General features: G+C 74.2%; 23 protein-coding genes. 13 read left to right on the top strand and 10 right to left on the bottom strand.

Features of this window, described 5'->3' with window-relative positions:
- Positions 1-56: 56 nt before the first annotated feature.
- Both VK640_17575 and VK640_17570 read right to left on the bottom strand, forming a co-directional pair.
- Positions 57-770, bottom strand: a complete 714-nt coding sequence (locus VK640_17575) for a GAF and ANTAR domain-containing protein (protein HTE74989.1) — start codon at positions 768-770, stop codon at positions 57-59.
- A gap of 23 nt (positions 771-793) precedes the next feature.
- On the bottom strand, positions 794-1,747 hold the full coding sequence (locus VK640_17570; protein HTE74988.1) for an RDD family protein: 954 nt from the start codon (positions 1,745-1,747) through the stop codon (positions 794-796).
- A gap of 23 nt (positions 1,748-1,770) precedes the next feature.
- On the opposite strand from VK640_17570, the gene VK640_17565 reads away from it, so the two are divergent.
- Both VK640_17565 and VK640_17560 read left to right on the top strand, forming a co-directional pair.
- Positions 1,771-2,787, top strand: coding sequence for a stage II sporulation protein M (locus tag VK640_17565; protein ID HTE74987.1), 1,017 nt, complete (start codon positions 1,771-1,773; stop codon positions 2,785-2,787).
- Positions 2,788-2,791: 4 nt separating this feature from the next.
- Positions 2,792-3,367: an AAA family ATPase gene (locus tag VK640_17560; GenBank protein ID HTE74986.1), complete on the top strand. Its 576-nt coding sequence runs from the start codon at positions 2,792-2,794 to the stop codon at positions 3,365-3,367.
- A gap of 15 nt (positions 3,368-3,382) precedes the next feature.
- On the opposite strand, the gene VK640_17555 is transcribed toward VK640_17560, so the two are convergent.
- The 5 genes from VK640_17555 to VK640_17535 are packed head-to-tail and all read right to left on the bottom strand — an operon-like array spanning position 3,383 to position 8,753.
- Complete coding sequence (locus VK640_17555; protein HTE74985.1) at positions 3,383-4,678, bottom strand: DUF58 domain-containing protein; 1,296 nt, start codon at positions 4,676-4,678, stop codon at positions 3,383-3,385.
- An 11-nt stretch (positions 4,679-4,689) separates the two neighbouring features.
- Positions 4,690-5,628: a MoxR family ATPase gene (locus tag VK640_17550; protein HTE74984.1), complete on the bottom strand. Its 939-nt coding sequence runs from the start codon at positions 5,626-5,628 to the stop codon at positions 4,690-4,692.
- Positions 5,629-5,687: 59 nt separating this feature from the next.
- Positions 5,688-6,812, bottom strand: coding sequence for a DUF4350 domain-containing protein (locus tag VK640_17545; protein ID HTE74983.1), 1,125 nt, complete (start codon positions 6,810-6,812; stop codon positions 5,688-5,690).
- Positions 6,813-6,850: 38 nt separating this feature from the next.
- Complete coding sequence (locus VK640_17540; GenBank protein ID HTE74982.1) at positions 6,851-7,513, bottom strand: DUF4129 domain-containing protein; 663 nt, start codon at positions 7,511-7,513, stop codon at positions 6,851-6,853.
- A gap of 10 nt (positions 7,514-7,523) precedes the next feature.
- Positions 7,524-8,753: a hypothetical protein gene (locus VK640_17535; GenBank protein ID HTE74981.1), complete on the bottom strand. Its 1,230-nt coding sequence runs from the start codon at positions 8,751-8,753 to the stop codon at positions 7,524-7,526.
- Positions 8,754-8,839: 86 nt separating this feature from the next.
- On the opposite strand from VK640_17535, the gene mtrA reads away from it, so the two are divergent.
- From mtrA to VK640_17500, 7 genes are all read left to right on the top strand, one after another.
- Positions 8,840-9,517 (top strand): MtrAB system response regulator MtrA, encoded by a 678-nt coding sequence (gene mtrA, locus VK640_17530; GenBank protein HTE74980.1) that lies wholly within the window; start codon positions 8,840-8,842, stop codon positions 9,515-9,517.
- 59 nt (positions 9,518-9,576) lie between these two features.
- Positions 9,577-11,232, top strand: a complete 1,656-nt coding sequence (gene mtrB / locus VK640_17525) for an MtrAB system histidine kinase MtrB (protein HTE74979.1) — start codon at positions 9,577-9,579, stop codon at positions 11,230-11,232.
- On the top strand, positions 11,225-12,970 hold the full coding sequence (locus VK640_17520) for an LpqB family beta-propeller domain-containing protein (protein ID HTE74978.1): 1,746 nt from the start codon (positions 11,225-11,227) through the stop codon (positions 12,968-12,970). The genes mtrB and VK640_17520 overlap by 8 nt, the downstream gene beginning before the upstream one ends.
- A gap of 117 nt (positions 12,971-13,087) precedes the next feature.
- Positions 13,088-13,828 (top strand): phosphoribosyltransferase family protein, encoded by a 741-nt coding sequence (locus tag VK640_17515; protein HTE74977.1) that lies wholly within the window; start codon positions 13,088-13,090, stop codon positions 13,826-13,828.
- Between the two features lie 241 nt (positions 13,829-14,069).
- Complete coding sequence (gene raiA, locus VK640_17510; GenBank protein ID HTE74976.1) at positions 14,070-14,777, top strand: ribosome-associated translation inhibitor RaiA; 708 nt, start codon at positions 14,070-14,072, stop codon at positions 14,775-14,777.
- Between the two features lie 110 nt (positions 14,778-14,887).
- Positions 14,888-15,601: a response regulator transcription factor gene (locus VK640_17505; protein ID HTE74975.1), complete on the top strand. Its 714-nt coding sequence runs from the start codon at positions 14,888-14,890 to the stop codon at positions 15,599-15,601.
- Between the two features lie 50 nt (positions 15,602-15,651).
- Complete coding sequence (locus tag VK640_17500; protein ID HTE74974.1) at positions 15,652-17,262, top strand: DNA polymerase ligase N-terminal domain-containing protein; 1,611 nt, start codon at positions 15,652-15,654, stop codon at positions 17,260-17,262.
- Positions 17,263-17,269: 7 nt separating this feature from the next.
- On the opposite strand, the gene VK640_17495 is transcribed toward VK640_17500, so the two are convergent.
- The 3 genes from VK640_17495 to VK640_17485 form a co-directional block, all read right to left on the bottom strand.
- On the bottom strand, positions 17,270-18,031 hold the full coding sequence (locus VK640_17495) for a nucleotidyltransferase domain-containing protein (protein HTE74973.1): 762 nt from the start codon (positions 18,029-18,031) through the stop codon (positions 17,270-17,272).
- On the bottom strand, positions 18,028-18,480 hold the full coding sequence (locus VK640_17490) for a nitroreductase/quinone reductase family protein (protein ID HTE74972.1): 453 nt from the start codon (positions 18,478-18,480) through the stop codon (positions 18,028-18,030). The genes VK640_17495 and VK640_17490 overlap by 4 nt, the downstream gene beginning before the upstream one ends.
- A 136-nt stretch (positions 18,481-18,616) precedes the next feature.
- Positions 18,617-19,369, bottom strand: a complete 753-nt coding sequence (locus tag VK640_17485; GenBank protein HTE74971.1) for a DUF2817 domain-containing protein — start codon at positions 19,367-19,369, stop codon at positions 18,617-18,619.
- 50 nt (positions 19,370-19,419) lie between these two features.
- On the opposite strand from VK640_17485, the gene VK640_17480 reads away from it, so the two are divergent.
- The 4 genes from VK640_17480 to VK640_17465 all read left to right on the top strand — a co-directional run bounded on the left by VK640_17480 (position 19,420) and on the right by VK640_17465 (position 25,075).
- On the top strand, positions 19,420-20,682 hold the full coding sequence (locus VK640_17480) for a crosslink repair DNA glycosylase YcaQ family protein (GenBank protein ID HTE74970.1): 1,263 nt from the start codon (positions 19,420-19,422) through the stop codon (positions 20,680-20,682).
- Between the two features lie 141 nt (positions 20,683-20,823).
- Positions 20,824-21,096, top strand: a complete 273-nt coding sequence (locus VK640_17475) for a hypothetical protein (GenBank protein HTE74969.1) — start codon at positions 20,824-20,826, stop codon at positions 21,094-21,096.
- A 12-nt stretch (positions 21,097-21,108) separates the two neighbouring features.
- Positions 21,109-21,798 carry a Crp/Fnr family transcriptional regulator gene (locus VK640_17470; protein HTE74968.1) on the top strand — a complete coding sequence of 230 codons (690 nt, stop codon included), beginning with the start codon at positions 21,109-21,111 and terminating at the stop codon, positions 21,796-21,798.
- A gap of 808 nt (positions 21,799-22,606) precedes the next feature.
- Positions 22,607-25,075: an ABC transporter substrate-binding protein gene (locus VK640_17465; GenBank protein HTE74967.1), complete on the top strand. Its 2,469-nt coding sequence runs from the start codon at positions 22,607-22,609 to the stop codon at positions 25,073-25,075.
- Positions 25,076-25,212 lie beyond the last annotated feature (137 nt).

The raw sequence follows: 25,212 nt of genomic DNA, 5'->3' as shown, positions 1-25,212 counted from the left end.
CGCCCCGGGAGTCACCACCCGCTGACCGGACGCCGGCTGACCTGCCCCTGGGTGGGTCAGCCGGCGTCGGTGTGCCCGCTGCCGTCGTGGTCTCGGACGATGCTCGCCGCGATGTCGCGCAGCTTGCGGTTGAGCCGCTGCGATGCCCCGCTGAGCATGTCGAAGGCGGCCGCCTGGGAGATCTTGTGGGTCGCCATGAGGATCCCGACCGCTGCGCCGATCTCGCGGTTGGTCGCCATGCCCTCCTGGTACTGCTGCGCGAGCGTCGACTGGCGGGCCGCGGCGAGGGCGACCGACGAGAACGAGGCGAGGATGCTTGCCTGCGCCACCGAGTCCTGGTCGAACGCGCCGGTCCGGTCGGCGAAGACGTTGAGCGCACCGGAGCGCTGGCCGTCGTTGATCAGCGGCACCGCGAGCATCGCCCGCACCGGCGTGCGTGCGAGCACCACCTGGGCCAGCCGGGGCCAGCTGCTGTGCGAGGCGATGTCGTTGTCGACCTGCACCACCCCCTCAGTGCTCGCCTCCAGGCACGGCCCCTCGCCGAGCTCGTCCTGCAGCTCGTCGATCAGCCGCATCACGTCGTCGGTTGAGGCGGCGCTGCGGAACCGGTCGCCCTCGAGCACGCCGATCGCCGCCCGGTCGCAGCCGTCGATGAGCGACGGCGCGGAGGACACGACGATCTCGTGCACCTCGGACACGCTCCGCCCGCCGTGCAACCGGGCCGCCAGGTCGGCGAAGTCCGGCTGGTCCGGCGGCGGGGTGGTCGTCACGGGGTGATGCTACGCGCGGCCGCTCAGCCCGGCGGCGCGAAGGAACCGGGCGGGAGGTCCGACGGCTGGGCCGGTGGCGGGGCCGCGGCCGGGTGCTGGGCGCCGTACGGCAGCGGGGCGTACGGCGGTGCGACGACCGGCGGGGCGTACGGCGCTGCCGGTCCGGCCGGGAACGGCGGGGGCGCTCCGGGCGCCGGCACCCCCATCCGGGCCAGCTCCCGGCGCCGGCGCTCGGCCAGCACCGCTGCCAGGAAGGCCCACGGCGGGGTGCCCGGGGGCGGCGCGGGTGCGGTGACGGCGGCGACCGCGGTGGCGATCCGGGACCCCATGTCCTCGCGCGCGGCGGCGGAGAGCTCGCCGGCACGGGTCAGGAACTGCCGGGCGGCGAGGGCCAGGTCGTCGGGCAGTCGCGACAGGTCGAGCCCGGTCGCCCAGCCGGCGAGGGGCGGCGGCATCGGCGCCACCGGATGGCCGGCGACCGGCACCCGCTCGCGGACGACGACGGTGCCGGCCAGGTAGTCGCCGAGCCGCCGGCCCTGCCGGCTGGCCAGGGAGGCGATGAGGGCGATCGACCCGAGCGACAGCCAGATCTCCACCACGCCGAGCAGCGCCCGGACGAACGCGTGCCGGAACCGGACCGGGCCGCCGTCCTCGCGGACGACGCGCAGCCCGAGCGCCAGCTTGCCCAGCGACCGGCCGCGCGTCGACGTCTCCATCGCGACCGGGTAGCCGACGACGACCGCGACGAAGAACGTCAGGCCGAGAGCCGCGGCCAGCGCCGCGTCGGCTGAGCCGAGCAGCCCGCCGACGACCAGCACGCCGACGAACAGGACGGTGAGCTGGACCGTGAGGTCGATCGCCAGCGCCAGGCCGCGGCTGGCCAGCTTGGCCGGCCGGAGCTCGAGCACCACCGCGTCGCCGGTCACCAGGGCGTCGCGCTGGGACATCGCCGGGTGGGACATCGCTGGGTGGGACATCGGGTCGAGGCTAGCCTTCGCGGGTGGACATCGACGCGTATGTCGCCGCCCACCGGCACGAGTGGGACCGGCTGGACCAGCTGCTCCGCCGAGCCGGAGGCGTCCGGCGCCGGGGCCGCTGGTCGGGCCCGGAGGTCGACGAGCTCGTCACGCTCTACCAGCGGGTCGCGACCCACCTGTCAGTCGTGCGGTCGGCGTCGCCCGACCCGGCCCTGGTCGGCCGGCTGTCCGCGCTCGTCGCGCGCGCCCGCTCGGCCGTGACCGGCACCGAGACCCCGGCCTGGACCGACCTGGGCCGCTTCTTCGCGCGGACCTACCCGGCGGCCCTCTACCGCAGCGCGCGGTGGTGGGTCCCGGTCGGCGTCTGCTTCTCGCTGGTCGGGCTGGTCGTCGGCTGGTGGGTGGCCGCGACACCGCGGGTGCAGGCGAGCATCGCGGCGCCTGAGCAGATCCGTCAGCTCGTGCAGCGCGACTTCGAGGACTACTACTCCTCGGCGCCGGCCGGGTCCTTCGCCGCCCGGGTCGCCGCCAACAACGCGTGGGTCGCCGCGCTCGCCCTGGCGCTCGGGGTGCTGGTCGTGCCGGTCCTCTGGATCCTGTGGACCAACGCGCTGAACGTGGGGATCTCCGGCGGGCTGATGGCGGCCGGCGGGCGACTCGACGTGTTCTTCGGGCTGATCCTGCCGCACGGCCTGCTCGAGCTGACCTGCGTCTTCGTGGCCGCCGGCGCCGGGCTGCGTCTCGGCTGGGCATGGGTGGATCCGGGGCCACGCACCAGGTCGCAGGCGCTGGCCGACGAGGGCCAGGCCGCGGGGGCGCTCGCGATCGGCCTGGCCGCGACCCTCGCGGTCTCCGGTGTCGTCGAGGCGTTCGTCACCCCCTCCGGCCTGCCCACGTGGGCCCGGGTCGGCATCGGCGCCGCCGTGTGGCTGGCCTTCCTCGCCTACGTGGTGCTGATCGGCGGCCGTGCCGTCCGGGCCGGCGAGACCGGCGCGGTGACCGGCGCCGGCCAGGCGGCCCGGGCACCGGTCGCAGCGTGACCGGATGCCTCGTGGTCCAGTCGGGCGAGACGCGGTGACGGACGCGCCCACACTCCTCGTCCTGAACGGGCCGCCCGGGATCGGGAAGTCGACGCTCGCGTCGCGCTACCTCGCCGAGCACCCGATGGCCCTGTCCGTGGAGCAGGACGTCGTGCGGAGCCTGCTGGGCGTCTGGCGCGCCAGCGAGACGCAGTCCGGGCTGCTGGCCCGGGAGATCTGTGTCGCGATGGCGCGCACGCATCTCGGCGCCGGCCATGACGTCGTCATCCCCCAGTTCGTCGCGGACGGCGGCTACCTCGACCGGCTGGCCGGCCTCGCCCGGGAGGTCGGGGCGCGGCACGTCGAGCTCGTCCTGGTCGACGAGCCCGGGTCGGCGCAGCGTCGCTTCCACGCCCGCATGGACGACCCCGTCCGGGCCGAGCATCAGCGGGTGGCCGCGTCGATCATCGAGGAGGCGGGCGGGTACGCCCACCAGTACGCCCGTCTCGTCCGGTGCCTCGCCGGTCGCAGCGCGGTGCAGGTGCGCAGCATCGAGGGTGACCCGGAGGGTACGTACCGTGCCGTGCTTGCCCATCTGTGAGCCGCCGGTGGCGGCTCAGAGCCGGCCGGCGGCCTTGAGCGCGAGGTATCGGTCGGCCAGTCGCGGCGCCAGCAGCCCCGGTGGCGCGTCGACGACCTCGACGCCCCGGCGGGACAGCACCTGGCCCAGCCGCTCGCGCTCGAGCCCGGCCCGGTCGGCGGAGGCGGCGTCGTACACCGCCGCCACCTCGCCCCGCCCGGCGGCCATCTCGGCCACCCGCGGGTCGGCCACCGACGCCAGCACCACGCCGTGGCGGCGGGTCAGCAGGCCGAGCACCGGCAGCAGCCCCTCCTCCACCGGCGCGGTGTCGAGGGCCGTGAGCAGCACCACCAGGCTGCGCCGGGCCGAGCTGGCGAGGACCGTCGAGACCATGCCGCGGTAGTCGGGCTCGACTAGCGACGCGTCCAGCGGCGCCATGGCCTGCACGAGCGCCGGCAGCAGCCCGGTGGCCGGGACGCCCTCCACCCGGGCGCGCACCGCGCGGTCGTAGGCGACGAGGTCCACCCGGTCACCCGCCCTGGCGGCGAGCGCAGCCAGCAGCAGGGCCGCGTCCATCGCCGCGTCCAGCCGAGGCGCGTCGCCGACCCGGCCGGCGGCGGTGCGGCCGCAGTCGAGGACGAGCAGCACCCGGCGGTCCCGCTCCGGGCGCCAGGTGCGGACCATGACGTCGGCCGCCCGCGCCGACGCCCGCCAGTCGATGGAGCGCACGTCGTCGCCCACGACGTACTCCCGCAGCGAGTCGAACTCGGTGCCCTGCCCGCGCACCTGCACCGCCGACCGGCCGTCCATCTCGCGCAGCCGCGCCAGTCGTGACGGCAGGTAGCGCCGGCTCTCGAACGGCGGCAGCGCGCGCAGCCGCCACGGGACCTGGTGCGAGCCCTGGCGGGCGGCCAGCCCCATCGGGCCGACCGACCGGACGGTCACCCGGTCGGCGAGACGGTCGCCGCGGCGCGTCGGCCGCAGGTGGGTGCTGACCCGCCGACGCTCGCCGGGCGGGACGTCGAGGTCGTGGCGCTGCTGCGGGGCGCCGGCGCTGGGCGGCCAGGCGTCGCGCAGCCGGCCACGGACCCGCCGCCCCGACGGGTTCTCGACCGTCAGCCGGACCTGGGCCGGCTCGCCGAGGCGGACCGCGGAGTCGCCGTCGCGGTGCACCCGGAGCGCTCTCACCGGCCCGGCGAGCGCGACGTCGACCGCGGCCAGGGCCACCAGCGCCAGGGTGGCCACCAGCACGCCCCACCCGGTCGGCGCCAGCAGGCCGACCCCCACCGCCGCGCCGGCAGCGAGCAGCGCCAGCCGCCCGGTGAGCGCCACGGCTACCTCCGTTACCTCGGCACCGGCACCGTGCCGAGCACGCCCTCGAGCACCGCGTCGGGCGTGACGCCTTCGAGCTCGGCCTCGGGCCGCAGCTCGACCCGGTGCCGCAGGGCAGGTCGGGCCAGCGCCTTGACGTCGTCGGGCGTGACGTAGTCGCGGCCGGAGAGCCAGGCCCAGGCCCGGGCGGCGGACATCAGGGCGGTGGCCCCGCGCGGCGAGACACCCAGCTGCAGCGACGGCGAGCTGCGGGTCGCCCGGGCCAGGTCGACGACGTAGCCCATGACCTCGGGCGTGATCGACACTTCGCGGACCGCTGCCCGGCCGGCGGCCAGATCGTCCGCGCCGGCGACGGGGGACAGCCCGGCGGCCCGCAGGTCGCGCGGGTCGAAGCCTTCGGCGTGCCGGCGCAGCACCCCGATCTCGTCGTCGCGCGAGGGGAGCGGCACCGAGAGCTTGAGCAGGAAGCGGTCCAGCTGGGCCTCCGGCAGCGGGTACGTCCCCTCGTACTCCACCGGGTTCTGTGTGGCGACCACCACGAAGGGGTCGGGCAGCGGGCGGCCCTCGCCCTCGACAGTGACCTGCCGCTCCTCCATCGCCTCCAGCAGCGCCGCCTGCGTCTTGGGCGGCGTGCGGTTGATCTCGTCGGCGAGCAGCAGGTGGGTGAACACCGGGCCCTCGCGGAAGGAGAAGGCCGAGCTGCGGGCGTCGTAGACCAACGAGCCGGTCACGTCGCCCGGCATCAGGTCGGGGGTGAACTGCACCCGCTTGGTGCCCAGCGACAGCGACGCGGCCAGGGCGCGCACCAGGAGCGTCTTGGCGACGCCGGGCACGCCCTCGACCAGCACGTGACCGCGGCAGAGCAGCGCGATGACCAGTCCGGTGACCGCGGCGTCCTGGCCGACCACGGCCTTGGCCACCTCGGCCCGCACGGCCTGCAGCGCCCGCAGGGCGTCCGGCGCGGTCGGGTCGGTCGCAGAGTCGGTCGCAGAGTCGGTCGCAGAGTCGGTCACGGTCGGCGGACCTCCCGGTCGAGGGCGTCGAGGTCGTCGGCGAGCCGCACCAGGGCGGCGTCGTCGGCAGGTGCGGCACCGTACAGGAGCGGCCCCACCTCGCCCGGCGGGCGACCGGCGCGCGCGGCCACGGCGTCGACGATGGTGGTCGGCGCCGACCGGGCCGGCAGGCCGAGCGCGGCGGACAGGCCGGAGCGGCGTACGGCGCGCAAGGACTCGGCTGCCGTGTCACGGGCCTGGCCCCGCCGGTAGAGCCGGGCCCGGCCCTCCACGGTCTCGGCCGCCCGCACCGTGACCGGCAGCGGCTCGGTCACCACCGGCCCGAGCCGCCGGGCCCGCCACAGCGCGAGCAGGACGACCGCAACCCCGAGCTGCACCAGCCCCCACCAGACCCCGTCAGGGACCAGGTCGTAGACGGACTCCCGGGCGGCGGAGGCCGGGACGTCGGCCAGCGACGGGAGGTACCAGACCAGCTGATCGTGGCCACCGAGCAGGCCGAGCGCAAGGGCCGCGTTGCCCTCGTCACCGAGCCGGCGGTTGGTGAGCGGCACCCCGCTGCCGAGCAGCGTGACCCGCCGGCCACCGTCGCGCACCTGGACCACCGACGGGCGGCCGTCCCGGGCGTAGCAGAGCCGGGCCGGGACGCCAGGGCGCACGTCGTACGCCGCCCCGCCGGTGTCGGCGGCCCCCGCCCGCCGGGCCGGCGGCAGCCCGCAGCCGGGCTGCCGGACCTCGAACTCCGACGGGGCGCCGGCCGCCACCCCGGCCACGAAGCGGCCGGGACGGGCCGCCTCCACGACGACCAGGTCGGCACCGGTCCGCCGGACCGCAGCCGCCTGCGAGTCGGCGAGCAGCTCGGGATCGGTGACCAGCAGCGTGCTGCCCGGCCCGGCCGTCTCGCGGACCCGGGCGGTGGACTGCACCAGGTCGACCCGCACGCCCTGGTCCCGCAGCAGCTCGGCCACCGCCCGGCTGCCCGACGGGTCGGGTGCGCGCGGGTCCAGGCGCCCGGAGGTCGGCCCGCCGGCGGCGAGCGCCAGCAGGACGGCGCCCAGCAGGACGACCACCGTGACGACGACCGGGCCGCGGACGGCTCGCAACCGCTCGCGCGCGGTCGTCACCACGACGTGGTCACCATGCCCTCGTCACCATGCCCTCGTCACCATGGCCGACCGGCGGTCGCCGGGGCGTCGCCCGTCGAGCCCTCGCTCGCAGGGACGGCGCGGGCCGACCGGACCGCCTGGTCGAGCGCCCGCAGCTCGTCGTCGGCAGCGCGGGTGGCGGGGCGGCCGCCGTACCAGACGTCGTCGAAGAGCCGAGCCCCCGCCCGCAGTTGGCCGGCGCAGGCGGGTAGCACGGCACCGGCCTCGACCGCCGCCTCGTCGGCGGTGCGACCGGGGCGCGGCTCCAGGACGCCGCGCTCCTCGAGGTCGCGCACGACGGCGCGCAGCCGCTCGCGGACCGCCTCGGCCCACTCGCCCGCGGCGGCGTGGGCCTCGGCCGCTCGGCGGTGCTCCGCGGCACTGCGCTCGGTGCCGTCGAAGAGCGGCTGGTCCCCGCCGGCGGCCCGGCGCACCGGGCCGAGCCGACGGCGGACCGCGATCGCGGCCGCGGCCAGCAGCAGCAGGACGACCAGGGCGCCGACCTTCCCTCCTGGCGACACGCCGGCCGCCCCGTCGAGCAGGTCGGTCGCCTTGTCGACCAGCCAGCGCAGGAACCGTTCGGTGAGCCCGGGCCCGGCCTCGCGGTAGACCTGCTTGGCCAGCTCCTCGCGGGCGGCCTGCTGCGCGGCCTCGCGGCCGACCTCGACGGGCACGCTCATCGGGTGGGACTCATCCGGTCGGCGGCTGCCCACCCGTCGGGAGGCTGCCCGCGGGAGTGCTCGACATCGGGCTCGACACCCCGGCGGCGCGGGCCAGCTCGATGTCCAGTCCCTCGCGCCGCATCCGCCGGTCGACGTACAGCAGCGCGGTCGAGACCGCCGTGAACGGCCAGGTGACCGCGGAGGCGACGATCGTGCCGAGCGCCGTGACGATCAGCGGCAGGGCCTCGTACGGGTTCATCGCGCCGTCCTGGGTCGCGAAGGACACCAGGAACGTCAGCACCGTGAAGGGGATGCTCAGCACCCCGGCGAGCAGCTGGGCGATGACGTTGACCAGCAGGAGGATGCCGAAGGTCCGCCACCAGGCACCGGTGACCAGCGACCTGGAGCGGCGCAGCGAGCCGACGACCGGCTGCCGCTCCAGGACCACGGTCACCGGGGCGAGCGCGAAGGCGACGTACAGGTAGACGGCGGCCGCCAGGCCGAGCGGGATGCCCACGACGAAGGCGAGGACCGTCGCCACCGTCGGTGCCGACGTGACCGCCAGCAGCACGCCGGGACCGACGCACACGGCGAGGACCGCGAGCTCCACCAGGATGACCAGGAGGGTCACGCCGAGCAGGGCGGGCACCCGCTGGCGGACCCGCTCCCACGCCACGGCGGCGCCGATGCGCTCGCCGAGCACGGCCCGGCTGACCGCGACGGTGAGGATCCCGGTGAGCAGCAGGCTGGCGACCAGTGTCACCACGAGCTGGATCCCGCCGGCCGACAGCGCGCTGGCTGCGAAGGAGAACTCCTCCCCGGGGTCGGCCGGCTCCTCGACGCTGAAGGCCACGTCGCCGGCGTCGCGCAGGAGCAGCCAGGTCAGCGGGACGGTGAGCAGCTGGGTGATGACGGCGACGACCGCGGACAGGCCGAGCATGAGCGCCGGCTGCGCCCGGATCGCCGAGATCGCGCCGTCGAGCAGCTCTCCGACGCCCAGCGGTCGAAGCGGGATGACGCCGGGCTTCGGCGGCGGTGGCGCCCAGGGTCGGGGCGGTCCCCACTGCGGCTGCCCACCCCACTGCGGCTGCCCGCCCCACTGCGGCTGCCCGCCCCACTGCTGACCTCCAGCGGGCGGCGGTGCCGGCGGGCCGGCGGGCCGGTAGGCGGGCGGCTGCTGCGGGGCCCAGCCCGGCGGCACGTCGTCGGCGGGCTGCCCCGGGTCGCTGGGCGACGTCCACCCCGGTCGGTCGCTCACCCGGCACATGCTGTCACGCCGACCGTCGAACCCGCGGCTGACGTGTCACGATGAGCACATGAGGTCGAGCGCGCGTGGGTGAGCGGATGAAGGGCAGGGTGCTGATCGTCGACGACGACACCGCCCTGGCCGAGATGCTCGGCATCGTGCTTCGCGGCGAGGGCTACGAGCCGACGCTGTGCGCCGACGGCGACCAGGCGCTGCCGATGTTCCGGGAGCACAAGCCCGACCTGGTCCTGCTCGACCTGATGCTGCCCGGCACCGACGGCATCGACGTCTGCCGGGCGATCCGCGCGGAGTCCGGCGTCCCGATCGTCATGCTCACCGCCAAGACCGACACGATCGACGTCGTCGTCGGCCTGGAGTCCGGCGCCGACGACTACGTCGTCAAGCCCTTCAAGCCCAAGGAGCTGGTGGCGCGCATCCGGGCCCGGCTGCGGCGCAGCGAGGAGCCGGCGCCCGAGCTGCTCGAGATCGGCGACCTGGTCATCGACGTGGCCGGCCACTCGGTCCGGCGCGACGGCGCCCCGATCGCCCTGACCCCGCTGGAGTTCGACCTGCTGGTCGCGCTCGCCCGTAAGCCGTGGCAGGTCTTCACCCGTGAGGTGCTGCTGGAGCAGGTGTGGGGCTACCGCCACGCGGCCGACACCCGGCTGGTCAACGTGCACGTCCAGCGCCTGCGGTCCAAGGTCGAGCGCGACCCGGAGCGCCCCGAGGTCGTCGTGACGGTCCGCGGGGTCGGATACAAGGCAGGCCCGGACTGACCGACGCACCCGTCCCCGAGGTCCCCGCCGGCCGCGGGAGCGGAGGCCCGGCGCGGGAGGTGTTGCTGCGCGCCCGGACCCAGGTACGCCGGGGCTGGCGGCGCTCGATCGCGCTCTGGCGCCGCTCGCTGAAGCTGCGCGTCGTCACCACCACCACGGCGTCCTCCCTGCTCGCGATCCTGCTCCTGGGCAACGTGCTGGTGACCCAGGTGCGTGACGGTCTGCTCGACGACCGGCGGCAGGCGTCGCTGGCCGAGGCGAGCACCGGCCTTCGCACCGCGCAGGAGGCCTTCGACTCGGCCGACCGCAGCGAGCCCGGCGTCTTCGACACCCTGGTGCCGGACCTGGTGCGCCAGCTGGCCCGCGGGGGCGGGTCCGAGGGCACCAAGGACGTCGTGCTGCTGCAGGGGCCGGACATCAACTCGCCCGAGGCACCGCTGGGCCGCAGCTCGTCCGGCGCCGACATCACCGCGCTCGACACGCTGCGCCCGCAGGTCCAGGCCCGGTCGGCGCAGCTGTGGACCTACGCCGCGGTGCAGCGCGACTCCGGCCGACGGGTGCCGGTCATCGTCGTGGGGGCACCGGTCCAGATCCCCGGCATCGGGGCGTACGAGCTCTACTACATCTTCCCGCTCGACAAGGAGCAGGACACCCTCGGCCTGGTCCGGCGCGCCCTGCTGGTGGGCGCGCTCGCCCTGGTCGTGCTGCTGGGTGGGATCGCCTGGCTGGTCACCCGGCAGGTCGTCACGCCGGTCCGGATGGCCGCCCGCATCGCCGAGCGGCTCTCGGCGGGCCGTCTCGAGGAGCGGATGCGGGTGCGCGGCGAGGACGACTTGGCCCGGCTGGCCGCGTCGTTCAACCGGATGGCGACCAGCCTGCAGCGCCAGATCCGCCAGCTCGAGGACCTGTCCCGGGTGCAGCGGCGCTTCGTCTCCGACGTGTCGCACGAGCTGCGGACCCCGCTGACGACGGTGCGGATGGCGGCCGACGTGCTGCACGAGGCCCGGGCCGGCTTCGACCCGTCGGTGGAGCGCAGCGCGGAGATCCTGCAGGCCCAGCTCGACCGCTTCGAGTCGCTGCTCGCCGACCTGCTCGAGATCAGCAGGTACGACGCCGGGGCCGCGCTGCTCGAGGCCGAGCCGACCGACATCGCCTCGGTGGCCCGGCACGTGGTCGAGGCGATGGAGCCGCTCGCCGACCGCCGTGGCAGCGTGCTCGCCCTGGTCAGCCCGCCCGAGGGCGCGGTCGCCGAGGTCGACCCCCGGCGCATCGAGCGGGTGCTGCGCAACCTGGTCGTCAACGCGATCGAGCACGGCGAGGGCCGGCCGGTCACCGTCCTCGTCGCCGCCGACGACGGGGCCGTGGCGGTGGCGGTGCGCGACCGCGGCGTCGGACTGGCGGCCTCCGACGTGACGATGGTCTTCAACCGGTTCTGGCGGGCCGACCCGGCGCGTGCCCGCACCACCGGCGGCACCGGCTTGGGCCTGTCGATCGCCATGGAGGACGCCCACCTGCACGGCGGCTGGCTGCAGGCGTGGGGCGAGCCGGGCGACGGCTGCCAGTTCCGGCTGACCCTCCCGCGCCGTCAGGGGACGGAGCTGGACGGCTCACCGATCCCGCTCGAACCCGCAGACTCGGCGCGGCGGCGGCGCCCGGTGGTCCGGGCCGGTGCGCCGTACCAGCGGGTCGCCTCCACGGAGGACGTCGGTGCGTAGGTCCCCGAGGTCCCTCGCGCTCGTGCTGCTGTGCGCCGCGCTCGCCGGCTGCGCCTCCATCCCCACGTCGGGCGCGGTCCGGCAGGGGCAGGACCTGCGGGTGGAGCGCCCGGACGACGCCGTCGCGTTCATTGCCGACGGGCCGGTCGAGGGGGCGACGGCTGCCCAGGTGGTCCAGGGCTTCCTGGCGGCCGGCGCGGACTTCCGCAACGACCACGAGGTGGCCCGCGATTACCTCACCGACCAGGCCGCGCAGTCCTGGCGGCCGGCTGCCGGGACCGTGGTGCACGACGGGGGCGCGCCCCCGGTCGTGGAGGACCAGGGCGACGGGTCGGTCGTCGCACGGGCGACCGAGGTGGCCCGGATCGACGCCGAGGGCACCTACCGGCGCACGGCCGGGGCGCCGGAGATCTCGCGTGCCTTCCGCGTCGAGCAGCAGGACGGCGAGTGGCGCATCGCGGAGCTCGAGGACGGGCTGCTGCTGTCCCAGCTCGACGTCAGCCAGGCCTATCGCCAGGTCTCGCTCTTCTTCCTGTCGCCGACCCGCAACTCGCTGGTCCCCGACACGGTCCTGGTGCCGGAGCTGGCCGGCCTGCCGACCAAGGTGGTGGCACGGCTGCTCCGCGGACCGACGACGGGACTGCGTCGCGCGGTGCTCACCGGCTTCCCGCAGGGGACCAGCCTGGAGGTCCAGTCGGTGCCGGTCAGTGACGGGGTGGCGACCGTGCCGCTCAACGAGGACGCGCTGCGCGCCGACCAGGACCAGCGCGAGCAGATGTCGGCGCAGATCGTGTGGACCCTCAAGCAGCTCGGCTCCGACATCGAGCGGGTGCGGATCACCGCGGGCGGCGACGACCTGGTCGTGGCCGGTGTCGCCCAGGACCAGGACCGCAACTCGTGGCTCACCTACGACCCGGACGGCCTCGGCGACAACGCCTCGGTCTACGCGGTGCGCGGCGGGGTGGTCGGGCGGATCATCGAGGGGGCCTTCCAGCCGGTGGTCGGGCCGGCCGGCACCGGCGACCCGCCGCTGCGCTCGCCCGCCGTCTCCCTCGACACCACCGAGGTCGCCGCGGTGTCGCCCGACGGGCGGACCCTGCGGGTCGGCCGGCTGGCCGCCGACGGCGACCTCGAGGTGGTCCTCACCGGCGGGGACCTCAGCCCCCCGTCGTGGGACCCGCTCGGCAACCTCTGGGTCGTCGACCGCTCGACCGACCGGGTGCTGCTGCTGCCCGGCGGGTCGGGCCCGGCGGTCGAGGTGGTGACACCGTCGCTGCCCGGCCGGCCGACGGCCATCGCGGTGTCGCGCGACGGGGCACGGGCCGCTCTGGTGGCCGGTCGCGGCCAGGGCGCCCGGCTGGTGCTCGGCGCAGTCACCGGGCTCGAGGGGCTGGAGCCCGACGCGACCGGCACCCCGAGGGTCGCCATCGAGGCGGTGCGCGAGGTGCTGTCGGGCGCCCGGGCCGTGCGCGACGTCGCGTGGTCCAACGCGACCACTCTCACCGTGCTCGGGAGCCTGGAGGGGGCACCGGTGGCGCCGTTCACCACCAGCATCGACGGCTACCAGGTCGTCACCGTCGAGCCCGAGACCGACCTCACCACGGTGGCCGCCGCGCCGCTGTCCGCCGAGTCCGGCCCGCTGGTCGCCGGCACCTCGGACGGCCAGCTCGTGCAGTTCACCTCCGGTCGCGGATGGGTGCCCCTCGGTGCCGGGTCCGACCCGGCCTACCCCGGCTGACGACCACTCGTCACGAGTGCCTGAAGACGTCGTCCCCAGGCCGCCGGGTGCCGCCGGCGGTCCCCATGCCGGCCGTCGACTGCCCCGGTGGGACTGCCCGGGCGCAACGATGAGCCGGTGCCGTCGTCCTTGACACCGCGGGTGCTCGGCGGGTGGCTGCGCGACCTGGCCGACCTGGCGCTGCCGGACGGCTGCGCCGGATGTGCCGCGCCGGGCCCGGCCCTGTGCCCGCTCTGTGCCACGGTGCTGTGCGGCCGGGCCCGGCCGGCCTGGCCGACGCCGGTGCCGGCCGGCCTGCCGCAGCCGTGGGCGGTCGCCGACTACGCCGGGCCGGCCCGGGCCGCGGTCCTGGCCCACAAGGAGGAGGGCAGGCGCGCGCTGGTGGTGCCGCTGGGCGCGTCCCTGGCCACGGCGGTGGCGGCTGCCATCGGCGCCCGGGAGGCCACGGTCCTCCTGGTGCCGGCCCCGTCCAGACCGGCGGCGGTGCGGGCGCGGGGCGACGACCCGACCCGGCGGCTGGCCCGTCGGGCGGCGACCGTGCTGCGTCGCACGGGGGCTCCGGTGCGGGTGCTGCCGGCGCTGCGGGGCGCCCGAGGGCTGGCGGACCAGGCCGGGCTGGACGCGGCCGCCCGGGCCGCGAACCTGACGGGGGCGCTGCGGGTCGTGGCCGGCGGTGAGCAGCTGGTGGCCGGGCGGGCTGTGGTGGTGGTCGACGACGTGGTGACCACGGGGGCGACCCTGGCCGAGTGCGCCCGGTGCCTGCGTGCGGCCGGAGCGGTCGTGCTCGGCGCGGCCACCGTCGCGGCGACCTCGCGACGTACGGTCCCCGGGGTGTCGCCGGGCGTGACATGGGGCTAGCGTTTCGTCATGGCACCCGCCCGGGTCCGTGGTTGCGTCGGACCGATCGCTCCTCGCGGGGCGCAGGTCCGGCAAGCCGATGCCAGCCGCAGGCGAAACGGCCCACGTAAGGCGACTTCTCGTCGTCCGATCACGGTGCGGCTTAGGAGTAAGTCCTGCCCCGACGGAGGTCCAGATGGCCTCCGACCCGGGAGAAGGGGGGTAGTGGCGGTCGACGCCGCGAGACCCTCAGCAGGCGGATGTGGGGACGAAGACCAGGTCGGCCGGGCGGGTGCTCGTCCGCACCGCAGACCCAGGCCACCTGACGCCGCAGGACGTGGAGGACCAGTTCGTGGACATCGTCGTCAAGGGACGCAACACCGAGGTCGCCGACCGTTTCCGCCAGCACGCGACCGAGAAGCTGGCGCGGATCGAGCGGTACGACGCCAAGGTGATCAGCATCGACGTCGAGTGCTCGCAGGAGCGCAACCCACGGCTGTCCGACCAGCGTGAGGTCATCGAGCTGACGATCCGCTCCCGCGGGCCGGTGGTGCGCGCCGAGGCCGCCGCGCAGGACTGCTACGCCGCCCTCGACCTCGCGGTCACCAAGCTGGAGAGCCGGCTGCGCCGGGCCCGGGACCGGCGCAAGGTGCACCACGGCGCGAAGACGCCGGTGTCGGTCGCGGTCGCCACCGCCGGGCTGGACTCGGTCAACGGTGCCGCCGCGACGTTTCCGGCCGACCTGGTCGAGGAGGCTCGGTCGGACTGGACCGGCATCCCCGACGAGGGCCCGATGTACGTCCGGGAGAAGGTCCACGATGCCGTGCCCATGGACCTCGACCAGGCGCTGTACGAGATGGAGCTGGTCGGGCACGACTTCTTCCTCTTCGTCGACGCCGAGACCGCCCGGCCGAGCGTGGTCTACCGGCGCCGCGGCTACCAGTACGGCGTGATCCGGCTGGGTGCCTGAAACCGGTCGGCGAGTTCCCGGACCGCCTGCCTGACCAGCGCAGACGTGCCATAGTGCACGGGCTGTGCAGATCGGCCCGGGGTCGGTACACGGGGACGAGAGGGGTGCGGGTGAGCGAGCTGTCGACGGGAGCCGTCCGCCCTGGCCGGGCCGCCGCGGGCGGCGAGCCGATCCGCGTCCTGGTCGTCGACGACCACGCCCTCTTCCGCCGGGGGCTCGAGATGGTGCTGGGCCAGGAGCCCGACATCGAGGTCGTCGGCGAGGCCGGTGACGGCGCCGAGGCCGTCGACCTCGCCTCGCAGCTGCTCCCCGACATCGTGCTGATGGACGTACGCATGCCGCGGCGCAGCGGCATCGAGGCCTGCACCGCCATCAAGGACGTCGTCCCGAGCTCCAAGATCGTGATGCTGACGATCAGCGACGACGAGGCCGACCTCTACGACGCCATCAAGGCCGGCGCGAGCGGCTACCTGCTCAAGGAGATCTCGATCGACGAGGTCGCGGCGGCGATCCGGTCGGTGGCCGGCGGGCAGTCGCTGATCAGCCCGTCGATGGCCTCCAAGCTGCTCACCGAGTTCGCGACGATGATCAAGAAGGGCGACGAGCGCCAGCAGGTGCCGGCACCGCGGCTGACCGACCGCGAGCTCGAGGTGCTCAAGCTGGTGGCACGCGGGCTGAACAACCGCGACATCGCCAAGGAGCTCTTCATCTCCGAGAACACCGTGAAGAACCACATCCGCAACATCCTGGAGAAGCTGCAGCTGCACTCCCGGATGGAGGCCGTGGTCTACGCGGTGCGCGAGAAGCTGCTCGAGATCACCTAAGCGTCGGCTCGCTGGTGTGTCGGCGGTGCCGGCCCGGGCACAGTCCGTAGGTGCCGAAGGACCGCCTGACCCGCTACCGCGGGATGCGCGACTTCGCGAGCACACCCGAACCGTCCGGTGCCCCCGTCGTCCAGGTGCCGCCTCCCGGTGACCGGCCACGCTTCGTCGTGCAGCGGCACCGGGCCCGGCGCCTGCACTACGACCTGCGTTTCGAGATCGACGGCGTGCTGGTGTCCTGGGCGGTGCCGCGCGGGCCGACGCTGGACCCGTCGACGCGCCGGATGGCGGTGCACGTCGAGGACCACCCGGTCGAGTACCTCGACTTCGAGGGCGTGATCCCGGCCGGCGAGTACGGCGGCGGCGACGTGATCGTCTGGGACATCGGCACCTGGGAGCCGCACGCCACCGACGACCCGGCGGCCGCCGTGGAGGCGGGGGAGCTGCATGCCGACGTCTTCGGCGAGAAGCTGCGCGGCCGGCTGGTGCTGGTGCGGCGCGGTCGTCAGCAGCGGGGTGAGAAGGAGCAGTGGCTGCTGCTGCACAAGCACGACGAGCAGGCCGTCGACGGGTGGGACACCGAGGACCATCCGCGGTCCGTCCTGTCCGGGCGTACCAACGACGAGGTCAAGGCCGATCCGGAGCGCCTCTGGCGGTCGGACGCACCGCTCACCGAGGCCTCGGTCGACCTGCGCCCGCCGGCACCGCTCGACGGTGACGCCCTCGCCTCCCTCGACGAGCTGGGCGCTGCCGGCACCTGGGAGGTGCACGGGCGCGAGCTGCGGCTGACCAACCTCGACAAGCCGCTCTTCCCCGGCCGCGACGGCGAGCCGCCGGTCACCAAGCGCGAGCTCGTGCGGTACGCCGCGGCGATCGCCCCGGTCGTGCTGCCCTACCTGCGGGGCCGGGCCCTCAACATGCACCGCTACCCCAACGGCGCGGACCGGCCGGGCTTCTGGCACAAGGAGCTGCCGAAGCACGCGCCGGACTGGGTGCCGCGGTGGGACAACCCGGAGGCGGACAAGGGCGAGAGCACGACCTACCTGGTCGTCGACGAGCCGGCCGCGCTGGTGTGGGCGGCGAACTTCGGCGCATTGGAGTGGCACGCGTGGACGTCGCTGACCGCGGACCCGCGGCGGCCGACCTACGCGATGGTCGACCTGGACCCGGGGGAGCGGACCTCGTGGGACGACCTGCTCGTGCTCGCTCGGCTGCACCGCACGGCACTGGAGCACCTCGGCGTCCGCGGGCAGCCCAAGGTGACCGGCCGGCGCGGCATCCAGATCTGGGTGCCGGTGCGCCACACCGGGCGCAACGCGCCGGACTTCGCCGCGACCCGGGCATGGGTCGAGCGGCTGTCCAAGTCGGTCGGTGCCGTCGTGCCCGAGCTGGTGAGCTGGAAGTGGGGCAAGGGCGACCGCGGTGGTCTGGCCCGGCTCGACTACACGCAGAACGCCGTCAACAAGACCCTGGTGGCGCCCTACAGCCCACGGCCTGCGCCGGGTGCGCCGGTGTCGATGCCGATCTCCTGGGACGAGCTGGACGACCCCGCGCTGCGGTCGGACGGCTTCCCGTTGCGGACCGTGGTCGACCGGGTGCTGGAGCGCGGCGACCTGTTCCGGTCGGTACTCGACCTCGAGCAGGACCTGCCGCCGCTCACCTGAGCCAGGGTCACCTCGACCGGGTCGGCCCGGTGAGGTCGGCGATGCCGCGGGCCATGACCTGGCGCACGTGCCGCGCCCGGGCCAGTCGCTGGAGTGCGGACAGCCGCACCGGTCGACCGTGCCGACGCTGCGTCATCTCGGCGACCAGGTCGGGGTCGACACCGAGCCCGGCCAGCCGTGGCAGCGCCTCCTCCTTGGTGACCAGCCTGCCGTCCTGCAGGGTCGCCACGGCACGGGCCAGCGTGAAGAGGCCGATGTCGACGTAGACGTCCTGCAGCCAGAGGTGCGGCTTGCGCAGGGCGTCGGTCCAGTAGCCCGTGAGCTCGCCGCGCACCGCCACTGCGAGATCGGCGTCATCGACCGGTGGCAGGACGTCGGCCGGTGACGGGCCGTAGACCGTGACGCCGAAGCGGAGCAGCTCGGCGCGGGCGATCCCGCTCAGTGCGTGGCGGTACAGCTCGCCGTGCGCCCACCGCAGGTGCTCAGCGGCGACGTCGTCCAGCTCGGTCGCCGACAGGTAGTCGCAGTGCAGCTTCGTGGCGCGGTCGTCGTGGTCCATGAGCCCGCCGTGCAGGTCGGTCAGTCCGCGTTGCTGCTCGTGGTTCAGGGGTGACTCGACCAGCGCCACCAGGTCGAGGTCACTGATCCCTGGTCGGTAGTCGCCGGCCGCCAGTGACCCAGCCACCCAGAAGGCGCTCACCCCCGCGACCGGGCGCAGCGCTTCGCCGAACGACCGGACCAGGTCGTCGGCGTCCGGGTGGAGGCTCACGCCGTGGTCGACCCGTCCACCACCGGCGTGAGCACGGCGACCGGGATCGTGCGGCCGGCACGGCGCGCGTACTTCTGCACCTCGGGTGCGCGCGCGAGGACGACGTCCTCCCACGTCGCATCGCGCTCACTCCCGCGCAGCTCCCGGGCCGTGACCGTCACGAGCCGGTCCCTCACCTGGACCACGACCGCAGGAGCGGCGCGGAGGTTGCGGAACCAGTCCGGGTCACGGGGCGAGCCCGCCCCGGTTCCCCACACGACGTATCCGTCCGGTGTCTCGAGATACCGGACGCATGTCGAGCGCGAGACTCCGGACCGACGTCCCGGGCTGGTGAGCATCAGGACGTGGACGTCCTTGCGCCCGCTGGACAGCCGGCCGTCGAGGGTCCGGTACATCCATACACCGATCCGGTTGCCGACCTGGGTCCAACTGTGCTTCAGCCTGCTCACCGGGGGCCTCCGTGGTGCGGACCGGGTCAGCGTGCAGCGTGCTTGGCCCGGCCACGCGAGTCAAGCCGCGTCGTCGCACGTACGGAGCCGCCAAGCCATGTGCGCCGGTGCGAGAGCTCACCGGGCCGGCTGCCGCTCAGGGGTCGGCGGCGACCTGCAGGAGGCCGCGGGCCGAGTGGCGCACCCGCCAGTCGCTCGCCGTCCGGGCCAGCTCGACGGTGACGGCTCGGCCGGGCAGCCGAGCGTTGTGCCAGTCGGTCAGCGTCCCGTGGCACCCGCCGCCGCAGTCGAAGGAGCGCACCGGCAGGTCGAGCTCGCGCGCCAGCCGGTGCACCAGCGTCAACGACTTCGCCCGGTAGGCGTCGACCCCGAACAGCGGCTGGTGCAGCACCACAACCGTGCGCGGCCGCACCTGGCGCAGCAGCGCCTGCACCGCGCGCGTCTCTGGCTCGCTCGACGGCGCGGGCCCCGACCAGGTGGCGGTGCCCTCGCCGGCCTCGACCCAGTGCCGGGGGAAGTTGCGGTTGAGGTCGACGCCGTGGTCGTTGGTACGTCGTCCGGCTGCTGCGCCGTCCGGGTTCATGGTCGGCACCAGCCACAGGTCGACCTCTGGCGGCACCGGGGTGGACCGCAGCCGGCGGACGACCCGGGTCCCGGCCGGCTCGTCCCCGTGCATCGAGCCGATGACCAGGATCGTGCGGGTCGCTCCGTCGGCCCAGCGGTGCGCGGCGACGAGCTCACGGTCGCCGGCGGACGTACCGACGACGCGCTGCTCGTGCACCTCACCGGCGGCCGACACCGACGGCACCCACACGCAGGCGGCGACGCAGGCCGCGACCACCGACCGGCCCGCCACTGCCGCTCTCGCCACCCCTCGCCCACGCCTCATCCGGCGATCCTCGCAGCCGGTGTCACCGCCGCGTGGCAGCATCGCGGCCGATGTCCCGGACCATGCCCGACCTGACCCGTGGGACCCGTCTGACCCGGCTATCGCGTGCCCGCGCCCGCCGGGTGGCCGTCGCCGCCCAGGGCCTGGCTGCCCCGCGCCCGGCCGAGCCGGGGATGCGTCACCTGACCCGCACGGTCGACCGGATCGGGCTGCTGCAGATCGACAGCGTCAACGTGCTCAGCCGGGCGCACTACCTGCCGCTGTTCTCGCGCCTGGGGCCGTACGACCGGAGCCTGCTCGACCGGGCCACCAACAAGGCGCCGCGCCGCCTCGTCGAGTACTGGGCGCACGAGGCGAGCCTGATCCCCCCGAGCACCCGGCGCCTGATGGGCTGGCGGATGCACCGCTCCGAGGAGGCGTGGGGCGGCATCAGGTCGATCGCCGTGCAGCGGCCGGACCTGGTCAAGGCCGTGCTCGCCGAGGTCACCGACCGCGCGGTCCCGATGACCGCCACCCAGGTCGAGGCGGCCCTCGCGCACGACATCCCGCGGTCGAAGGAGCACTGGGGGTGGAACTGGTCAGAGGTCAAGCGCGCCTGCGAGTTCCTCTTCGACTCCGGCGAGGTCGCGTCCGCGGGGCGCACCTCGTCCTTCGAGCGGCGCTACGCGCTGCCGGAGCGGGTGCTGCCTCGCGAGGTGCTCGCCGCGCCGGAGCCGTCGGACGAGGAGGCGTTCCTCGAGCTGGTGCGCATCGCGGCGCGGGCCCACGGCGTCGCGTCGGAGCCGTGCCTGCGCGACTACTTCCGGATGCGCCAGGACGACACAAAGGCGGCGGTCGCGGCGCTGGTCGACGCGGGTGAGCTGCTGCCGGTCGAGGTCGAGGGCTGGTCGCGGCCGGCCTACCTGCACCACGAGGCGCGGCTGCCCCGCGCGGTGGGGGCCCGGGCGCTGCTGGTGCCCTTCGACCCTCTGGTCTGGTTCCGGTGGCGCGCCGAGCACCTCTTCGACTTCCACTACCGGATCGAGATCTACGTCCCGGAGCACAAGCGGGTGCACGGCTACTACGTGCTCCCGTTCCTGCTCGGCGACCGGCTGGTGGCGCGGGTGGACCTCAAGGCCGACCGGCTCGCGTTAGCCGGCGCCGGCGTGCTGCGGGTCCGCTCGGCGTTCGCCGAGCCGACCGCCCCGCCGGAGACCGCGGTCGAGCTGTCCGCCGAGCTGCGAACGATGGCCGAGTGGCTCGGGCTTGCCGACGTGGTGGTGGAGGAGCGCGGCGACCTGGCCGCAGCCGTCAGGAGGGCCCTGCCCGGCTGACACGCACGTCGCCCGATTCTGTGCTGCGCCTCACACGGCGAGCGCAGCCGCCTGTCTCGGGCGTGACACCGTCCGCGGCGGCGGCCGCGCAGGCTCAGGACCAGCGGCAATCCCGCCGCGAACACGAGCTAGGAGATCACCGTGAACCACACCCTGCGCCGGGTCCTCCAGGTGGCCTCGGCAACGCTGTTCCTGACGTTTGCCGGTAGCACCGCGGCCTTCGCCGGCCCAGCCCCGATCCGCGAGGAGTTCCCGCCCGGGGGCTCGGGCCAGGGCAGCAGCGCCGCCGTGGGGACCGACTTCCCGTGGTTGCTCACCAGCGTCTCTGCAGTGCTGGCCATCGCCACCGTCGCCCTGGTCGCCGTAGTGTGGCACCGCACCCACGCCGGCCACCACGGTCTCGTGACCCCGTAGATCCGAGCTCAGATGAGCCGTACGACGTCATCCGCGCTGAGCCAGTCGGCCGCGTTCCGCTCCCTCGACGAGGCGGAGCTCGACCGGCTGGCATCGGCATGTGGCGAGCGGACCTACGGCCCTGGCGAGATCGTGTTCCTGCGCGGTGACGCGGGCGACTGCATGTATGTCGTCGCGTCGGGCTCCGTCGCCGTGTCCTTGTCCTCGGCTGATGGCCGCGACGTGCTGCTGGCCGTCCTCGGGGCCAACCACCACTTCGGCGAGCTCGTTCTCGTGGACGACGGCCCGCGGGTCGCCACGGTGACCGCACGCAAGAGGTCCGTTCTGGTCGTCGTCCCCCGTCGTGCCGTGGTCGACCTGATGGGAAGGCAGCCCTCGGTCACCCAGGCGTTGCTGCTGTCGATGGCCGCGCTGGTGCGGCGGCTGGACGAGCAGGCTTGTGACGCGGCACTGCTCGACCTGCCGCACCGGGTCGAGAAGCACCTGTCGACCTTCCTCCCGCCGCGGCTGGGCGAAGTGCCGCCGGACGGACTGGTGCCGGTGGAGGTCGATCTGAGCCAGGGCGACCTGGCCCGTCAGATCGGCGGCTCCCGCCAGCAGGTGAACCGGGTGTTGATGAACCTCGAGGCAGACGGCTCCATCGCTCGGATGGGGCACCGGATCGTGGGGATCCGGCCGGACCGGCTCTACTCGGACGGCTGAGACCTCCGACCGCTCGACCCGCCGGCTGGCGCACGTCCAACGGGGCTGGTCACGGCGCTCTGCAGGTGCAACTCTCGAAGGCGTGGACGGGCCGCAGCAGCCTGCCGACGAGGGTGTGCGGCAGGTGCCCGCGCAGCGTCCTGCTCTTGTCGGGAACGACCACGCCCGACACCCCCTGGTGGCCTTCCTCTTCGCCGACATCCGCGGGTTCACGGCGTACACCGACCGCTACGGCGCCCAAGCGGCCGCACACCTGGCCGACACCTTCGTGTCGATCGCCGCGGGCATCGCGGACGCCCACAGCGGCTCGGTGCGAGGCACGTGGGGTGACCAGGTGCTGGCCGAGTTCGCTTCGCCGCGCGACGCCGTCCGCGCGGCGGTCGGGCTGCAGGCGAGCTGCATCACGAGGACGCTCGGAGATCCCAGAGATCCGCTGCCGGTAGGGGTCGGGCTCGACATCGGTGAGCCGGCGGACGAAGGCGCGAACCGGTCGGCGGCGGCTCTGAACGTCGCAGCTCGCCTCTGCGCGCGGGCTGGAGCGGGCGAGGTGCTGTCCAGCGCTGAGCTGGTGCACCTCGCCGGACCACTCGATGGCGTGGCCTACGTCGACAAGGGTTCTCACCGGCTCAAAGGGGTGGCCCGACCGACGGGGGTGGTCCTGGTCCGGGACGGGAGCTTCGACTCCGACCAGCTCCACCGCTTCCGAGCCGCGATCGCAGTGACCGGCCGCGGCCGCCGGCGACCCTCCGTGGCCTGGGTTGTCGGGTTGTCGGTCCTGGCGGTCGTCCTGGCCGGCCTGGCCGCAGGCGTGCAGCTGCAGCTCGACGAGGACCCGGTCGAGGTTCCCCCCGGCGCGGTCGCGGTCATCGACCCGGACTCCGCCAAGGTGGTCGAGGCGGTGGACGCCGGGGACTCGCCCGAGAGCCTGGCTGCCGTGCCAGGTGGCGTCTGGGTGACGCACGCAAACGGCGGCTCGCTGGCGCGGATGGATCTCGGCTCAGACCGCGTCCGTCGGATCAGATCGACCGACTCTCCGATCGCCGTCGTCGCGACCAGAAGCGACCTGTGGACCGTCAACGGATCCGACCGGTTCGTACGACGATTCAGCCTGAAGGTCGATGAGGAGGCGTCCCGCACGGACGTCGGGAACCAGCCGGTGGCGCTCGCGGTGGGGGCCGGCGCCCTGTGGGTCGTCTCCAAGATGGACGGCTCGCTGGTCCGCATCGACCTTCGCACCGGGAACGTGACCGGTCAGATATCGGTGGGCCGGCAACCGAGGGCCGTCGCAGTCAGCCACGGGAAGGTCTGGGTGGCGAACGGCGGCGATGGCACGGTGACAGCCGTCGATGCCCGCACTATGCAGGTCACTGCCCTAATCCGCGTCGGTTCGGGCCCTACGGCCCTGGTCACTGTCGATCGGGGCATCTGGGTGGCCAACGGCCTCGAGCAGTCGGTGTCGCACATCGACAGCAGGACGATGAGGACCGTTGCCACCGTCCCCGTCGGCGAGGCGCCCGTGGCGGTGGCCGCAGCGGCCGGGTCGGTGTGGGTGAGCGTGCCTGCCCGTGGGGCTGTGGTGCGTGTCGACCCGAGACGGAACGCGGTCGACGGGACAGTGCCGCTGGGTGCCTCGCCGCAGGGCATCACCATTGCGGACGACCGGCTATGGGTGGCCACTGCGCCGTTCGCCGACGCGTCGCACATCGGTGGGACTCTCAGAGTGGCGCTGTCCCCGGGGAAGGGCGTTCGCGGGAGCCCGGTGTCGGACCCGGCGCTGGGCACCACGCCGCCGACCCTCATGCCGCTCCTCTACGACGGGTTGGTGACCCTGCGCAAGGCGGACGGCGCCGACGGGTACGACCTGGTTCCAGATCTCGCCGAGTCGATGCCCGAGCCCACCAACAGTGGGCGCACCTATACGTTCACCGTCCGCCGGGGCATCCGCTACTCGGACGGGCGCCTCCTTCGACCGGCAGACTTCCGCCGCGGCATCGCCAGGGCACTCATGGCGGATGCGGTGAAGGGGACCGGCGCGGCCCACCTCTATTTCGCCATCAATGGTGCGCAGGAGTGCTGGACGAGGCTCAAAGCCGGGTGGCGAAACCGCCCGTGCGACCTGTCCGACGGAATCACCACCGGTGCTCATTCGGTGTCGTTCCACTTGCGCGCCTCGGACCCGGACTTCCTGGGCAAGCTGGCGCTCAGCCCGGCAACCCCCGCGCCATCAGGGTCACCGACTGGCCCGGTCTCGGCAAAGGACCCCCTCCCGGGCACCGGGCCGTACGCTGTCGCCTCCTTCACGCCGGATACGCAGCTGGTCCTCGTGCGCAACCGGTACTACCGCCCCTGGTCGACCCAAGCTCGGCCCCCTGGCTACCCCGACCGGATCGCGCTTTCGGCGATGAAACCGGATGAACGGCTCCGGTCGGCGCTGACCGGTGACGTCGACGCCGTGTGGTTGGGCGGGATGCCGGATGCACGGCTGCGTCAGCTGCAGCTCGACCACCCGGACCTCGTCCACCGCAGCCAGTTCGCCTTCATCTGGTACTTGCAGCTCAACACCCATGAGCCGCCCTTCGACAGCCGCAGCGCCCGCCGGGCGCTCGCCTTCGCGATAGACAAGAGCCAGTTCAACGGTCCCTACAAGACTCGTGGGGATGCGGCGTGCCAGGTGCTGCCCCCGAGCTTCCCGGGATACCAGCCGACGTGCCGCTACAGCAGCAACCCCGAGGCCTCCACAGGTGAGTGGCACGGGCCCGACTTCGCCCGAGCCAGGATGCTGGTGCAGCGGTCGGGCACCGCTGGCCAACGGGTCGACGTGTGGTGGTGGAAAGATGTAGCAGAAGAGGGCAGGTACCTCTCTCGAATACTTCGGCGGCTGGGCTACGACCCGAGGTTGCACCTCAACGGCAACGCCGCGTTCTGGACAGGTGTGTACGAGCCTGAAACCCACAAGAACGTCGCGCCCAACGGGTGGTTCCCGGACTACGTGGGCGCCAGCACGTTCTACGAGTATCTCTTCTCCTGCATGACATCACCAGGCCAATACTGCAACGAAGAGCTCGATCGTCTGGCAGCGTCGGCCAAGGCTGCGCAGGACGAAGATCCAGGTCTCGCTGACCGCATGTGGCGGCGCGTCTTCACCAGGCTGGACGAGGACGCCGTGGCCGTCCCTCTGAGCTACGGGGAGCAGCACTGGCTGGTGTCGCAGCGCGTGGGCAACTACCGGTCGAGCGCCCTGCTCGGACCCCTCTTCGACCAGATGTGGGTTCGCTAGGCCGGGTACGGGTCGATGGTCAGCCGGGCGTGCAGGTGGTCGTCGAGCCTCGTCCCGTCCGGCTCTCGCCAGGCGCCGCGCATGACGCCCTCGAGGACGTAGCCGGCCTTCGCGGCGACCCGGCAGGATGCGTCGTT

This window comes from Actinomycetes bacterium, assembly GCA_035489715.1.
GTDB lineage: Bacteria > Actinomycetota > Actinomycetes > JACCUZ01 > JACCUZ01 > DATHAP01.
This window is presented reverse-complemented; position numbering and strand designations above follow the sequence as displayed.

Coding starts and splice junctions, on each gene's coding strand:
- VK640_17570 (HTE74988.1), bottom strand. CDS start 1,747: ATGTCCCACCCAGCGATGTCCCACCCGGCGATGTCCCAGCGCGACGCC.
- VK640_17560 (HTE74986.1), top strand. CDS start 2,792: ATGCCTCGTGGTCCAGTCGGGCGAGACGCGGTGACGGACGCGCCCACA.
- VK640_17540 (HTE74982.1), bottom strand. CDS start 7,513: ATGAGCGTGCCCGTCGAGGTCGGCCGCGAGGCCGCGCAGCAGGCCGCC.
- mtrA (HTE74980.1), top strand. CDS start 8,840: ATGAAGGGCAGGGTGCTGATCGTCGACGACGACACCGCCCTGGCCGAG.
- VK640_17485 (HTE74971.1), bottom strand. CDS start 19,369: ATGAGGCGTGGGCGAGGGGTGGCGAGAGCGGCAGTGGCGGGCCGGTCG.
- VK640_17480 (HTE74970.1), top strand. CDS start 19,420: ATGTCCCGGACCATGCCCGACCTGACCCGTGGGACCCGTCTGACCCGG.
- VK640_17470 (HTE74968.1), top strand. CDS start 21,109: ATGAGCCGTACGACGTCATCCGCGCTGAGCCAGTCGGCCGCGTTCCGC.